General features: G+C 56.6%; 14 protein-coding genes. 2 read left to right on the plus strand and 12 right to left on the minus strand.

All coding sequences use genetic code 11. The features are described 5' to 3' along the window. Positions 1–50: 50 nt before the first annotated feature. The 6 genes from yidZ to GUC22_RS27195 all read right to left on the minus strand — a co-directional run bounded on the left by yidZ (position 51) and on the right by GUC22_RS27195 (position 5,893). Positions 51–1,010 carry an HTH-type transcriptional regulator YidZ gene (yidZ, locus tag GUC22_RS27170; RefSeq protein WP_004871844.1) on the minus strand — a complete coding sequence of 320 codons (960 nt, stop codon included), beginning with the start codon at positions 1,008–1,010 and terminating at the stop codon, positions 51–53. After that, on the minus strand, positions 979–2,160 hold the full coding sequence (locus GUC22_RS27175; protein WP_024360542.1) for an MFS transporter: 1,182 nt from the start codon (positions 2,158–2,160) through the stop codon (positions 979–981). The genes yidZ and GUC22_RS27175 overlap by 32 nt, the downstream gene beginning before the upstream one ends. A 169-nt stretch (positions 2,161–2,329) precedes the next feature. Beyond that, a complete protein-coding gene (nanQ, locus tag GUC22_RS27180) occupies positions 2,330–2,794 on the minus strand; it encodes an N-acetylneuraminate anomerase (RefSeq protein WP_004871842.1) in 465 nt (154 codons plus the stop codon). Then, on the minus strand, positions 2,791–3,666 hold the full coding sequence (gene nanK / locus GUC22_RS27185) for an N-acetylmannosamine kinase (protein ID WP_154932510.1): 876 nt from the start codon (positions 3,664–3,666) through the stop codon (positions 2,791–2,793). Before nanK ends, nanQ begins: the two co-directional genes overlap by 4 nt. Beyond that, positions 3,663–4,352 carry an N-acetylmannosamine-6-phosphate 2-epimerase gene (locus tag GUC22_RS27190; RefSeq protein WP_004871839.1) on the minus strand — a complete coding sequence of 230 codons (690 nt, stop codon included), beginning with the start codon at positions 4,350–4,352 and terminating at the stop codon, positions 3,663–3,665. Before GUC22_RS27190 ends, nanK begins: the two co-directional genes overlap by 4 nt. Before the next feature lie 50 nt (positions 4,353–4,402). Further along, positions 4,403–5,893 carry an MFS transporter gene (locus tag GUC22_RS27195; RefSeq protein WP_004871838.1) on the minus strand — a complete coding sequence of 497 codons (1,491 nt, stop codon included), beginning with the start codon at positions 5,891–5,893 and terminating at the stop codon, positions 4,403–4,405. A 326-nt stretch (positions 5,894–6,219) separates the two neighbouring features. On the opposite strand from GUC22_RS27195, the gene GUC22_RS27200 reads away from it, so the two are divergent. Both GUC22_RS27200 and GUC22_RS27205 read left to right on the plus strand, forming a co-directional pair. Further along, positions 6,220–7,101 (plus strand): MurR/RpiR family transcriptional regulator, encoded by an 882-nt coding sequence (locus tag GUC22_RS27200; protein WP_004871837.1) that lies wholly within the window; start codon positions 6,220–6,222, stop codon positions 7,099–7,101. Between the two features lie 147 nt (positions 7,102–7,248). Beyond that, complete coding sequence (locus tag GUC22_RS27205) at positions 7,249–8,145, plus strand: dihydrodipicolinate synthase family protein (protein WP_154932514.1); 897 nt, start codon at positions 7,249–7,251, stop codon at positions 8,143–8,145. Positions 8,146–8,202: 57 nt separating this feature from the next. Here GUC22_RS27205 and GUC22_RS27210 read toward each other — a convergent pair whose 3' ends face one another. The 6 genes from GUC22_RS27210 to rpmH all read right to left on the minus strand — a co-directional run bounded on the left by GUC22_RS27210 (position 8,203) and on the right by rpmH (position 12,587). Further along, entirely contained in the window at positions 8,203–8,610 is a 408-nt protein-coding gene (locus tag GUC22_RS27210; RefSeq protein ID WP_142476657.1) for a GNAT family N-acetyltransferase, read from the minus strand. A gap of 133 nt (positions 8,611–8,743) precedes the next feature. Beyond that, on the minus strand, positions 8,744–10,108 hold the full coding sequence (mnmE, locus tag GUC22_RS27215) for a tRNA uridine-5-carboxymethylaminomethyl(34) synthesis GTPase MnmE (RefSeq protein ID WP_024360546.1): 1,365 nt from the start codon (positions 10,106–10,108) through the stop codon (positions 8,744–8,746). Positions 10,109–10,201: 93 nt separating this feature from the next. Beyond that, positions 10,202–11,848 (minus strand): membrane protein insertase YidC, encoded by a 1,647-nt coding sequence (yidC, locus tag GUC22_RS27220; RefSeq protein ID WP_004871833.1) that lies wholly within the window; start codon positions 11,846–11,848, stop codon positions 10,202–10,204. 2 nt (positions 11,849–11,850) lie between these two features. Then, the gene (gene yidD, locus GUC22_RS27225; protein WP_004871831.1) at positions 11,851–12,108 is read right to left on the minus strand and encodes a membrane protein insertion efficiency factor YidD; all 258 of its coding nucleotides are present in this window, start codon (positions 12,106–12,108) and stop codon (positions 11,851–11,853) included. Further along, positions 12,072–12,431 (minus strand): ribonuclease P protein component, encoded by a 360-nt coding sequence (rnpA, locus tag GUC22_RS27230; RefSeq protein ID WP_004871829.1) that lies wholly within the window; start codon positions 12,429–12,431, stop codon positions 12,072–12,074. Before rnpA ends, yidD begins: the two co-directional genes overlap by 37 nt. Positions 12,432–12,446: 15 nt before the next feature. Beyond that, the gene (gene rpmH / locus GUC22_RS27235; protein WP_004871828.1) at positions 12,447–12,587 is read right to left on the minus strand and encodes a 50S ribosomal protein L34; all 141 of its coding nucleotides are present in this window, start codon (positions 12,585–12,587) and stop codon (positions 12,447–12,449) included. Positions 12,588–13,210: the final 623 nt, after the last annotated feature.

Below are 13,210 nucleotides of genomic sequence, written 5' to 3' on the forward strand. Positions count from 1 at the left end.
GAAATTGCATGAATTTTACAATTTATCGCGCAAGGCGGGCTAACCCAGCGCTATAGCGGTTCAGTGTAGAGCTGTCTCAGCGTTTCTCGCAGCCAGACGATCTTCGGGTTGTAGCTGTTGCGCTTATGCCACAGGAGGGTAAAGGGGACGCGTATTTTCTCCAGCTGCGACGGTTCCAGCGGCAGCGGCAGTGAGACCAGCGGCAGATGATGCTGCTGATTGTAGCGCTGGCAATAGCGCGGGGCGGTGGCCAACATCGTATGATGAGGCTGGGCCGCCATAAACAGCGACTGTTCAAAGCCCGGAACGGTCAACGCCACGGTGCGTTTATGCCCCAGGTCATGCAGAACATCATCCAGCGCCCAGGTATCGCTTTGTTCCCAACAGATATTGATATGCGGATAGCGTAAAAAAGCGTCCAGACTCCACTCATCGTTCAGCGCGGGATGATCGGCGCGCAGCCATACCTGCGGTAGATCGGTAAACAGGATTTCAAAATCGATATACCAGGGCAGCAGGCTGAGCTGTTCACGGGAGCGAGGATGGGTTTCCCGGCCGCAAAAACCGATGTCGACTTCGCCGCGAATAATGGCATCCAGCGAATCGTAATCCCAGTTGCGCAGGCGGATCAGCGCCTGCGGATAGCGTTGGTAGATCCGCTGTGAAAGCGAGTTCAGCAGGATCATCAGCAGGGGCGACTCCGCCGCCAGCTCAAACTTTAGCCCGCTTGGCATGGTGTGATGGGGCTTGTCGAGGATCTGATTACCCATCTGCATCCAGTCCGCCAGATCCTGCTCCATACTGCTCATCAGCGGCGTGGGCGACAGTCCCAGAGGCGTTTTGACAAATAGCGGATCGTCAAACCAGGCGCGCAGTTTAGCCAGCGACTTGCTCACCGCCGACGGCGAAACGTTCATCCGCTTCGCCGTGCGGGTAACGCTGAGCTCCTGGGTTAAGAGCTGCAGGCACAGCAGTAAGTTAAGATCGAGACTCGACAGGGGTTTTTTCATAGCGTTGCGCGGCCCGCGCCGGAGAGGCGACCATAATCAGAACAATACTCACTATGCTACAGGCAATAAGTATCCCGATCAGCATATTCATCGCGCTGAGCCCGATGATAGCCGCCAGCCAAATCCACAGTGAAGAGCCGCAAACCTGAGCAATCCCCAAAACTGAACTCGCCACGCCAGCGCGCAGGGTAAATGGCCCCAGGGCCTGGCTCATCGCCACGCCAAAGCCGGCGGAGAACCCGGCGCAAATCAGCCCCAGCCCTAGCATCGTTATCGTCTGGCTGGTGGCAAAGCTCAGCAGCGCGCCCGCGATAAAGAAGAGCACCTGCGAGGTCAGCATCAGGGTGCGGGGCTTAAAGAGCGTCAGAGCAAACGGCGTCGAGAACGACACCACCATGCTCACTAGCGCCATGAGCGCCATCGCCATGGAATAAGTCCCGCGATCGAAGCCCATCACTTCCATCATCAGCACCGGGGAGACGTTAACGTAGGTCAGAATCGCCGTCACGCTGAGGGTGGTCACGATCGTTCGGCTGAGGAAAAAGCGGTTAAGCAGCGATTCGGGGGCGACATTTTGCTGCGCCGCCTGCGGAACGGATGTTGGACGCGTTTCCCGCAAGATAAATATCGACAGCAGCCCCACCAGAATGCCCATGCCGGTCATGGTATAGAACAGGCTCTGCCAGGGGTATTTCAGCATAATCAGGTGGCCGAGTACCGGTGCCAGCACCGGAATAATGCAGGTGATGCCGTTAAGAAGGGAAAGCACCTTCGCCCGGCGGCGATCGTCGAGGGTATCGCGCAGCACCGCAAAGGCGACGACGTAGCAGCTGCCCGCGCCAATCCCCTGAATAAAACGCCCCGTCAGGAAGTGGGCGCTGACCTGCGCCTGCGAGCAGATAAGGGAGGCGAGTATGAAAACAACGGCGCCGAAAATCGCCACCGGCTTACGGCCTGACTTGTCGGCGATACGGCCAGCAAACAGCATGGCTGCGGCCATCCCGGCCAGATAAACCGAGAAGGCGATGTGCAGCTGCGCTTCACTGGCCCCCAGATCCTGCGCAATGCGCGGCAGGCCGACCAGATACATATCAATACCGGATGGATAAAGCAGAACCAGCGCAAAACTGCAGATAAGAAAGCGTGCCATAGAACCCTCGCATAAGATTGCCGTACAGCATAGAGGGGTTCGTGCGGTAGTACGAGTTGCCATTTGGACAACAATGATTTCCTGGGAGGAAAAGCGACGAAGCAAGCGTCGCTTTGGCGTTGGGAGGCCATCCCGCCAGGACGCATATCTGGCGGGCGAAGTAAGTGACTCAGACAAGCAGCGCGCGGTTAACTTTAATTACCGCTTTTTTTATCTCCATGCTCGCTGCGCCCTGCACGCCCGGCTTATGCGGTTCGCCAGGGAAAAAAATGGCGAACATGCCAGGCTTCAGGGTCACCTGCTGCTGGTCGGCGATAGCTGCGCACAGCTGGTAGTCCTCTTCTTTATGCCAGGTGTCGCACTCACGGGCGCTATCGGCCACGCCGCAGTGGATTGTCTCCTCGCCTTGCAGCAGGATCTGAATATCAATAAATTTTTCGTGCAGCTCCGCTTTTTTACTTTCCGCCGACTGCGTGGCGAAGCGCATGACGTTCATATAAATATCATCGCCCTGCAACTCATAACGCCCCGGTTCACGCTGCTGCGGCTGAGCCTTAACGGCCAGCCTCACGGCCTCAAGCAGAACGGGTGACAGTCCCGCGCATTCCGGGTGATGGATATCGCCGATAATCATAATGCTTTGTCCTCCGCTAACAACGCCGCGCCAATCAGGCCGGCATCATGCTGATAGTGTGCAGCTACAATCTTCGTGTGATAGACCGCAGGTTCCTGCGCCAGATAGATCTCAACCAGCGGGAGATAGCCGGGCGCCAGCCCGATGCTGCCGCCCAGTACGGCACACTGGCAGTTAACGCTGGCCTTCATGTCGGCAATCAGCCGGGCGATGGTTTGCGCCGAACGGTGGACTAACGACGTTGCCTGCGGATGGCCGCTCTGCGCAAGAGCAAAAATGGATTTGGCCGTCATCCCCTGCAGATCGTCCGTCGCCAGCGCGGCGATCCCTCTGCCGGAGGCAATAGCCTCTACGCAGCCGGTGCGACCGCAGCCGCAGCGCGGACCGTGCGGATCGGCCAGCGTGTGGCCGATATGCCCGGCCAGCCCTTCGTTCCCGGACAGGAGCCGACCGTTGCAGATGATACCGCCGCCCACGCCCGTTGAGATGGTGATGAATACCATCTCGTCGGCATCGACAGACAGGGCGTGATATTCGGCCCAGGCCGCCGCCTGCGCATCGTTCACGACCAGGCACGGTCGCCCCGTCAGCTGCGCCAGCGTCTCCCGCAGGGGAAACTGCGCCAGTCCGCCAAGGTTATCCGGATTTAACGCCGTCAGTACGCCGTGACGAATGATTCCCGTCGAGGCGGCCGCTACCCGCCGGGCCCGCCCCGCGAAAGGCGCGACCAGCGCGCTCAACGCCTCCGTCAGCGCCGCCGGCGTTTTGCTGGCGGGCGTCGGCAGCGCTCGTTTCTCCAGCAGACGATGCTGCGTGTCAATCAGCGCGGCGGCCAGCTTGGTGCCGCCGATGTCTATCGCCAGCGTTGTCATAGCGCAACCTCAGCCAGCGCATCGCGGTACCACTGGCAAATGTGTTCAATACGCGTAATCGCGGAACCGACGGTCACCGCCCATGCGCCTTGCTTTATGGCCTGCGCCGCCAGGGCCGGAGAGTTGAACCGCCCTTCGGCAATGACCCGGTATCCTTTGGCGCTCAGCGCTTGCACTAGTGGGAAATCCGGCTCATTGGGTACTGCTTCCGTGGTATACCCGGACAGCGTAGTGCCGATAATTTCTGCGCCCAGAGCGTGGCAGCGAGTACCGTCTTCAAGGTTCGAGCAGTCTGCCATCGCGACGCAGCCCTGCTGATGAATGCGCTCGATAGTCGCCTTCACGCTGGCCGGACGCGGGCGATCCGTGCCGTCAAAGGCGATAATATCCGCACCTGCCTGCGCCAACGCGTCCACATCCTCAAGGAACGGCGTGATGCGCACCGGCGAGTCCGGCAGGTCGCGCTTGATGATGCCGATAATGGGTACTGAAATAAGTTCGCGCGTGGCCTTCAGGTTATTAATGCCTTCAATACGTACCGCGACCGCACCCGTCTTGACCGCCGCCAGCGCCATCGCCGCGACGATTTCAGGCTTATCTAACGGGCTGCCCGGCACCGGCTGGCACGAGACAATGAGTCCGCCCAATTCTTTAACCTTCACATCCAAAGTATCAAATAAAGACATAGCGCTATCCCTTACTTCCGTTTGCGCCCGACAGCGCCGGGCGCATGAATTTAATGTTTACTGCAAAGCGGTGCGTTCGCTTTGTCGTGACGAACCTTTGCCCCACTGAATGGTTTGCCATCAATGGCGTCATGGGTTCGCAGCGCTTCCGGGCGAATCCAGCGCTGTACGCGGGACGGCATATCGAGGCCAATCAGCAGGATCACCACAAACGTCAGTCCGAAGGAGAGCGACCCCAGCGCCGTACCCAGATGCATATGCTGTGCGACCAGCGCGCCGAGGACCGGCGCCGCCGCCCCGCCCAGAGCGCCGACGTTGTAGGTGAAGCCCAGACCGGCAGCGCGCTGATCGGTGTCGAAGTAACCACCGATCAATTTCGGTAGTATTCCCGCGATCCCCTGGCCCAGCATCTGCTGGAAGAAGAGCAGGAGACCCAGGCCCCACAGGCTGGCGCCGCCGATGGCGAAAACAGGGATAATCAGGACCTGCGAGGCCAGCAGGCTGTAAACGTAGGCTTTACGCGTGCCCAGCCAGTCGCCGAGGAACCCGCCGACGATGCAGCCGACGGCCGCGCCGAATCCGCTGAAGAAAAGCACCTTCGCCACCGCTGCCGGATCGTATGCCAGCTCGGTTTTCAGGTAGGTCGGCAGCAGCGCCTGGATAGGCCAGGAATAGAGGAAGGCGAACAGAACGACAACCATCAGCATTACGCCGGTCGGCCAGCGTTTTCCGCTGCTCTGTACCATAAAGCTGATGAAAATAACGGTGCAAACGAGCGCCAGCGCAATCACTACCAGCGGGTTGTGCTGATTACCTGCGAAGCAGAACCACAGCGCCGCCGTTGCGATCAGCGTCGTTGCTATATTCATGGCGCGGTATTTACCGCGATAGAGGATATCCACCATCGTCCGTACTGGCGCTTTCTTCGTCTGCCGCTCTTTCCAGTCTTCCGTTTCCGGAATATTTTTACGCAGCCACAGCGCGAAAATAATCGGCAGAATGCCAAGGAAGAATAAGGCGCGCCAGCCCCAGAGGGGCACCACCAGGCTGTAAACCTGCGCCGCCACAACGGCGCCGACGGAAAAGCCGGATATCAGGAAGCCGCTGGCTTTGTTACGCAAATGTTTTGGCCAGCTTTCAATAACATAGGTTGCGCTGGAGCCGTACTCGCCGGCCATCCCCATTCCGATCACCATTCGGGCAATAAACATCGAGGTGTATCCCGGCGCAAAGCCGCAGGCCAGCGTACCGACGGAGAAAAGAATAATACTGCTGACCATCGCCAGGCGGCGGCCATAACGGTCGCCCATCGCCCCCAGCAGCAGGCCGCCGAACCAACGGGAGATAAACGCCGCGGAAATAATACTCGCCGCCTGGACCGTGGTGAGCTGAAATTCGCTTTGTACTTCGGTGAGCACCAGAGCGATTAAAACGAAATCAAAACCATCCAGTAAATAGCCCAGCCAGGCTGCAGAGAAAGCCCGCCATTGGGACTTATTGAGGTGCTTATACCATGGTTTGGTACTTATTATTTCACTCATATGCTCTCCTGTGATGAGCAGCGTTTTTATGCTGTCGGGCCTAAAACAGCAGGGAGGCGCACAGCCAAATGAAGTTAAACTCCATTTAATATATTTTTTAGAAGTTAAACACCACAAGAGCATTTCATGAAATGTGTGAACAAGATCATGGACACAGAAGAGGAGAAACGAAAAAAGGCGATCTGACTCACGCCATGAGACGTACAATGTTTGCGCCGCTCAGGATATAGCCGCGGCGTCACGGCGTTTTTAAAAATCCATATTGCCTGGTGATGCGCTGTACTCCATCATTAGCGCCTGATAATCGCGTAAACAGTAGGGAAGAGATGACGACTCCGACTTCGCCGGTCAAAGCCGGGAAAATACTTGATACCCTGGGAGCGATGCAAAGCAGTATGACCCGCGTCGGGAAAAGCATTGCGCAGTTTGTGATGACTTCCCCCCACAAGGTGACGCAGCTTTCCATCGCCGACCTCTCAGAGGAAGTGAACGCGGGCGAAGCGTCGGTGATCCGTTTCTGTCGACAGCTGGGCTATAAAGGCTTTCAGAATTTCAAAATGGAGCTGGCTATTGAGCTGGCCATGACCGATACCGATGACAACAGCACGCTTCTGGAGGCTGAAATTCAGAAAGCCGACGATGCGCACACCATTGGTCTCAAGCTCCAGGGCGCTATCTCGACTGTTCTCTCGGAAACGCTCAACCTTCTGGATATGGAGCAGGTTGAACGGGTCGTGGAGGCGCTGCATAGCTGCAATAGCACCTTTATTTTCGGCGTCGGCGCCTCCGGGCTGACCGCCGAAGAGATGAAGCACAAGCTGATGCGAATCGGGATGCGCGTCGATGCCTTAACGAATAATCACTTTATGTATATGCAGGCCGCGCTGCTCAAGGCTGGCGATGTCGCTATCGGTATCAGCCACTCCGGGCATTCGCCGGAAACCACCCACGCCCTTAGTCTGGCAAAGCAGGCCGGAGCCGTCACCGTCGCCTTAACGCATAACCTCGGGTCACCATTGAGTAAAGTCGCGGATATTACGCTGATTAACGGCAACCGCCAGGGACGCCTGCAGGGCGACTCCATTGGCACCAAAACGGCACAGCTTTTCGTACTGGATCTCATTTATACGCTGCTGGTGCAGAAAGACCCGGAAGCCGCCCGAGCCAATAAACTGCGCACGATGGATGCCCTGTCCACGCTCAAATAGAGCGAGTTTTGTGCGATTCATCACAATCTGCTACTCCCGTTTTCCTCCCTGCCGGTATCCAGTTGCAACCGGCATGGTTACCTTTTAGAGTGGAGTAATACTTCAAAATAAATTTATTTAAGAAGAAAAACACCACCAGAGGTTTACATGACAAAGCTAACCGGCCTTATTGCCGCTCCCCACACGCCTTTTGATGCTAATGGCGAAGTCAACTATCCCGTTATCGATCGAATCGCCGAGCACCTGATTCGCCAGGGCGTTAAAGGCGCTTACGTCTGTGGGACAACCGGAGAAGGTATCCACTGTTCTGTTGAAGAGCGTAAAAAAATCGCCGAGCGCTGGGTCGCGGCAAGCCAGGGACAACTAAGCATTACGCTACACACCGGGGCGCTCAGCATCGCCGATGCGCTGGAGCTGAGCCGTCATGCTGAAACCCTGGATATTTTTGCCACCTCGGTCATCGGCCCGTGCTTCTTTAAACCGTCTACCGTCGACGATCTGGTGGAATATTGCCGCATTATCGCCGCCGCGGCGCCGTCAAAAGGCTTCTATTACTACCATTCCGGCATGTCGGGTCTAAGCCTCGATATGGAGCAGTTTCTGATCGCCGCGGCGGATAAAATTCCGAACCTGTCCGGTATGAAGTTTAACTCCGCGGATATGTATGAGTTCCAGCGCTGCCTGCGCGTCAACAATCGCCAGTTCGATATTCCGTTCGGTGTGGATGAGTTTTTACCCGCAGGCTTGGCCTGCGGCGCCGTCGGCGCGGTGGGCAGTACCTATAACTACGCGGCGCCGCTCTATCATCGTCTGATCGAGAGCTTCAACCGGGGGGATCATCAGGACGTTGCCGCCTGTATGGATAAAGTCATCGCGATTATTCGCATCCTGGTTCAGTACGGCGGCGTGGCGGCCGGGAAGCTGGCTATGCAGCTGCATGACATTGACGTCGGCGATCCGCGCCGCCCGCTGCGCCCGATGGCCAGCGAGCAAAAGCGCGTCGCGCTGGAAGCTTTTCGCGCTGCCGACTTTATTAAATCCTGATAGCATCACCGGCATCCGGGAGACGCCGCAGCCCCGGATGCTTCTTTACCAGCGAAGTTAATTCCAGACCTTCGCCATACCCTCACTTTCCGGCCTGACGCTGGAAAACCCAAATTTTGCGTACAGCTCGGGAACATCCGCCACCAGCGAGACGTATGCCCCTTTAAACGCGTTGTCATCAAGCCAGGCGACGATTTTCTGCACGATCTGGCGACCGAGACCTTTTCCCTGATGGGCCGGGTCCACGGCGACGTCGACGATTTCAAAGTTCAGCGCGCCGTCGCCGACGATGCGCCCCATACCAACGGGCACGCCCTCATAGAGAATATGCACGCCGTAGCAGCTACGCGGCAGGCCAGCACGGGCGCCTTCCAGCGGTCGCGGCGACATACCTGATATGACGCGCAGGCGGCAAAAGTCTTCTGCAGAAGGAACGGTATCAATAAAGGTGTAATCGATGGTCATGGTTGCATCCGGTACGTTAAGAGCGGCGATGCCGATAAGGGTAATAGATAAACCAATCTACTGTGAAGATGATAAATAAAAACCCGCTTTAACAGGATGTTAAGGCGGGTTAGTCAATGCTCACAAACGGAGCTTACTTACCGATACAGAAACTGGAGAAAATGCGCCCCAGCAGGTCATCAGAGGTAAACTCGCCGGTGATTTCGCTCAGGTTCTGCTGGGCCAGGCGCAGCTCTTCCGCCAGCAGCTCGCCAGCCCAGGCGCCCAGCAGCTGCGCTTTCCCCTGCTGCAGATGCTCTGCGGCGTCCGACAGCGCCTGCAGATGGCGGCGGCGCGCCAGAAAACCGCCTTCCATATTGGTTTCAAAGCCCATGCTCTGCTTGAGATGATTGCGCAGCACGTCTACGCCCTCGCCGGTACGTGCCGAAAGGCGAACAAGTGAGTGGTCATTTACTTCGCTCAGCCCCAGCGTTTCGCCAGTGATATCCGCTTTGTTACGCACGACGGTAATCGGCAGGTTTTTCGGTAGACGGGCAATAAAGTCCGGCCAGATATCCGCCGGATCGGTCGCGTCGGTGGTGGTGCCATCGACCATAAACAGCACGCGGTCGGCCTGTTCAATCTCCTGCCAGGCGCGCTCGATACCGATGCGCTCAACCTCGTCGTTCGCATCGCGCAGGCCGGCGGTATCGATGATGTGCAGCGGCATACCGTCGATATGGATATGCTCGCGCAGCACGTCGCGGGTGGTACCGGCAATATCGGTGACGATAGCCGCTTCCCGGCCCGCCAGCGCGTTCAGCAGGCTTGATTTGCCGGCGTTCGGCCGCCCGGCAATGACGACCTTCATCCCTTCGCGCAGCAGGCTGCCCTGGCGCGCTTCGGCGCGCACGGCGTCAAGATCGGCGATCACGTTGTTGAGCTGGGCTTCGATTTTGCCATCGGAGAGGAAGTCGATCTCTTCGTCCGGGAAATCAATGGCCGCTTCCACGTAGATGCGCAGGTGCGTCAGCGCTTCCACAAGATGGTTTACGCGAGTAGAGAATGCGCCCTGCAGCGAATTCAGCGCAGAACGCGCCGCCTGCTCGGAGCTGGCGTCGATCAGGTCGGCTATCGCTTCAGCCTGGGCTAAATCGAGCTTGTCGTTCAAAAACGCGCGCTCGGAGAACTCGCCTGGCCTGGCGATACGCACGCCCGGCAGCGTCAGAATGCGTTTCAGTAGCAGGTCGAGGATAACGGGGCCGCCGTGGCCCTGAAGTTCCAGCACGTCTTCGCCGGTAAAGGAGTTCGGGCCGGGGAACCACAGCGCAATCCCCTGATCCAGCGCGCTGCCGTCGCTGTCTTTAAACGGCAGGTAGTCGGCGTAGCGCGGCTTCGGCAGCTTGCCCAGCACCGCCTGCGCAACGTCGCGCGCCTTCAGGCCAGAGATGCGCAGAATGCCCACACCACCGCGTCCCGGTGGGGTTGCCTGGGCGACGATAGTGTCGTTATGGCTCATGGTGACTCTCTATGTAGATGTAAAAAAGGCGGTCTATTGACCGCCTTCTCTGGCATTAACGTTACCGTAAATACTCAAAATAATTCAAGAGTATCAGGATTTTTTCTTCTCGCGGCTATGCAGGCCACGCTTCTCCAGACCACGGTAAATCAACTGCTGCTGAATAATGGTGACCAGGTTGCTGACGATATAGTAAACCACCAGACCGGACGGGAACCACAGGAAGAACACCGTGAAGATGACCGGCATAAAGGTCATGATCTTCTGCTGCATCGGGTCGGTCACGGTGGTCGGAGACATCTTCTGGATGAAGAACATCGTCGCGCCCATGATGATCGGCAGGATGTAGTACGGGTCTTGCGCAGACAGGTCGTGGATCCACAGGATAAACGGCGCATGACGCAGTTCAACCGAGGCGCTCAGCATATAGTACAGCGCAAGGAAGATTGGCATCTGGATAATCAGCGGGAAGCAGCCACCCAGCGGGTTAACCTTCTCAGCTTTATACAGGGCCATCATCTCCTGGCTTTGACGCTGCTTGTCGTCGCCCAGACGCTCGCGCATCGCCTGAATCTTCGGCTGCAGCATACGCATCTTCGCCATGGAGGTGTACTGCGCTTTGGTCAGCGGGTACATGATGCCACGAACGATAAAGGTGATAACGATGATGGAGAAGCCCCAGTTGCCCAGGAAGCTATGGATCCATTTCAGCAGTTTGAACAGCGGCTGAGAGATAAACCACAGCCAGCCGTAGTCGACGGTCAGGTCAAGATGCGGCGCAACGGCGGCCATTTTGTCCTGAATAGCCGGGCCGACCCACAGGGTGCTTTCCAGCTTATCGGTTTGACCCGGCTGCACCAGAACCGGCTGCGATTTGTAGCCGATCGCCACAATACCGTTGCCGAGATTCGCGGTGTAGAAGTTGTTAGTACCGTTGTTCTGCGGAACCCATGCGGTTGTGAAGTACTGCTGCAGCATGGCAACCCAACCGTTTTTGGTGCTGACGTTCAGGTTTTCGTTATCGACGATAGTATCGAATTTGTATTTTTCGTACTTCGTTTCAGACGTTGAGTACGCCGCGCCGCGGAATGTGTGCATCGTTGTCAGGCCGCCGGTCTGCGTGTCGCGATGCGTCGGCAGGTTGGCGGTTTGCTTCAGCTGGCCAAACGTAGACACTTCCAGCGGTTTTTCGCTGGCGTTCTGCACGCTATAGCCGACGTTTACCGCATATTCACCGCGCTTCAGGGTGAAGGTTTTGGTGAATACGTTGCCTGCTTTATCGGTGTACGTCAGAGGAATGACGATTTCGTTCTGGCCATCAGCCAGCACAAACGCATCTTTATCGACGTTATACAACGGACGCGGTCCGTTAGCCGGGTTGTCCGGGCCATCACGACCGGTCAGGCCGCTCTGCGCCTGATAGGTAAACTGCGGCGTGGTTTCCAGTAACTGGAACGGCTCAGTCGACTTCAGCTCTTTCGGATAATCCAGAAGCAGCGCTTGCTCAACATCACCACCGCTGGTGTTGATGGTCAGGTCAAGCACATCGGTTTTTACCGTAATCAGTTTCCCCTGGCCACTGGCCGGTACGCCCTGGTCGGCGGCGCTACCCGTTGCTGTGGTCGTTGTCTGCGTGGTCTGCTGCTGGGGTTGAGGATTGTTATCCTGCTCCCAGGCTTGCCAGATCATGAAAGACACGAACAACAAAGCGATGATAAGAAGATTGCGTTGCGAATCCATCGTTAGTGTTCTCTGGTATCAAATGGTCCAGGCGGGACGGGATCGTCACCACCAGGGTGTAAAGGGTGGCATTTTAATACGCGTTTCACCGTCAACCAACTGCCTTTTATCAATCCAAACCTGCGCAATGCCTCAATTCCGTATTGAGAACAGGTCGGCGTGAAACGGCAATGCGGCCCGAGTAGCGGACTAATCAGGCGCTGATAGACCCGAATCAGGCCTATCAGGACCCGCGAGCCAGGCGACAGTGGCGGCGCCATAATTTTTCCAACGCTTCCGAGAGAGCACGGTTATCGAGGTCGGCAACCCCTTTCTTCGCCACCACCACGAAATCCATTGGCGGGAGTTCATGTTGACGTAAACGGAAGCTTTCACGCGTCAGACGTTTAATCCGATTGCGCTCATGCGCTCGCTTGACGTTCTTCTTGGCGACGGTAAGACCGATGCGGGGATGCCCCAGCGAATTTTGGCGGCCGAGGATGGTGATTTGCGGCGTGCCAGCCCGTAATGGCTGCTGGAAGACGAAAGTGAAATGACTGGGAGTTAACAAGCGTAACTCCCTGGGAAATGCGAGCTTAACCACTCAGGGTTAGCTTTATTACTTGGAAACGGTCAGACGAGCGCGGCTTTTAGCACGACGACGTGCCAGAACCTGACGACCATTTTTAGTAGCCATACGAGCACGGAAGCCGTGAGAACGGTTGCGCTTCAGTACAGACGGTTGAAAAGTGCGTTTCATGGCGATTTCTACCTAAACTTGAATAATTTCACTGACTTTCGCGTAAATCCGAACGAATTTCGAACGGCCTACGCCTCAGCGTGGGTGATTAAAGAGGCCGGATTGTAATAATTGTACACTCCGGAGTCAATTCTCTTTCCTTATTTCTCGCACCTTGCCGCACAAAAAACAGGCGATGGCACGTTACGGAAAACGGGCATTACGCGCCGGGTGGTGGATTATACGACCTGGTGGATAAAGCGCAAGGATCGCAAAGGATCTTTGTTAGATCGATTAAGCCCAAAACCAGGATAGTTCATTAATTTTTCCAATATGCGGCTGAAATCGTGCTCCACTCCCGCCAGGATCGATTACACTTACCCAGCTTCGATCCTTCCTGTGGATAAATCGGGAAGAATCTGTTGAGAAACACAAGATCTCTTTCTCAGTTTAGGCTATGATCCCCGGTCCCGATCGGGATCCAGAGATCCGCATCGGGTAATAACCGCAGATAGCGGTTCGCACGTCACCCCTTTAGTGCAGGGGCTTTTCGGCTATGCAGGGTCTTGTCGACGTGTGCCAACAATCACGATTGTTTCAGTTTCTCTTTTTATATATCGATTTTTGTTCGAGTGGAGTCCGCC

Origin of the sequence: Klebsiella sp. MPUS7 (assembly GCF_009905335.1) — a bacterium.
Taxonomy (GTDB): Bacteria; Pseudomonadota; Gammaproteobacteria; order Enterobacterales; family Enterobacteriaceae; genus Klebsiella; species Klebsiella grimontii.

What these genes read in the sequence shown, in the direction of transcription:
- yidZ (WP_004871844.1), bottom strand. Translation starts at nt 1,010, where the DNA reads ATGAAAAAACCCCTGTCGAGTCTCGATCTTAACTTACTGCTGTGCCTG.
- GUC22_RS27175 (WP_024360542.1), bottom strand. Translation starts at nt 2,160, where the DNA reads ATGGCACGCTTTCTTATCTGCAGTTTTGCGCTGGTTCTGCTTTATCCA.
- nanQ (WP_004871842.1), bottom strand. Translation starts at nt 2,794, where the DNA reads ATGATTATCGGCGATATCCATCACCCGGAATGCGCGGGACTGTCACCC.
- nanK (WP_154932510.1), bottom strand. Translation starts at nt 3,666, where the DNA reads ATGACAACGCTGGCGATAGACATCGGCGGCACCAAGCTGGCCGCCGCG.
- GUC22_RS27190 (WP_004871839.1), bottom strand. Translation starts at nt 4,352, where the DNA reads ATGTCTTTATTTGATACTTTGGATGTGAAGGTTAAAGAATTGGGCGGA.
- GUC22_RS27195 (WP_004871838.1), bottom strand. Translation starts at nt 5,893, where the DNA reads ATGAGTGAAATAATAAGTACCAAACCATGGTATAAGCACCTCAATAAG.
- GUC22_RS27200 (WP_004871837.1), top strand. Translation starts at nt 6,220, where the DNA reads ATGACGACTCCGACTTCGCCGGTCAAAGCCGGGAAAATACTTGATACC.
- GUC22_RS27205 (WP_154932514.1), top strand. Translation starts at nt 7,249, where the DNA reads ATGACAAAGCTAACCGGCCTTATTGCCGCTCCCCACACGCCTTTTGAT.
- GUC22_RS27210 (WP_142476657.1), bottom strand. Translation starts at nt 8,610, where the DNA reads ATGACCATCGATTACACCTTTATTGATACCGTTCCTTCTGCAGAAGAC.
- mnmE (WP_024360546.1), bottom strand. Translation starts at nt 10,108, where the DNA reads ATGAGCCATAACGACACTATCGTCGCCCAGGCAACCCCACCGGGACGC.
- yidC (WP_004871833.1), bottom strand. Translation starts at nt 11,848, where the DNA reads ATGGATTCGCAACGCAATCTTCTTATCATCGCTTTGTTGTTCGTGTCT.
- yidD (WP_004871831.1), bottom strand. Translation starts at nt 12,108, where the DNA reads ATGGCGCCGCCACTGTCGCCTGGCTCGCGGGTCCTGATAGGCCTGATT.
- rpmH (WP_004871828.1), bottom strand. Translation starts at nt 12,587, where the DNA reads ATGAAACGCACTTTTCAACCGTCTGTACTGAAGCGCAACCGTTCTCAC.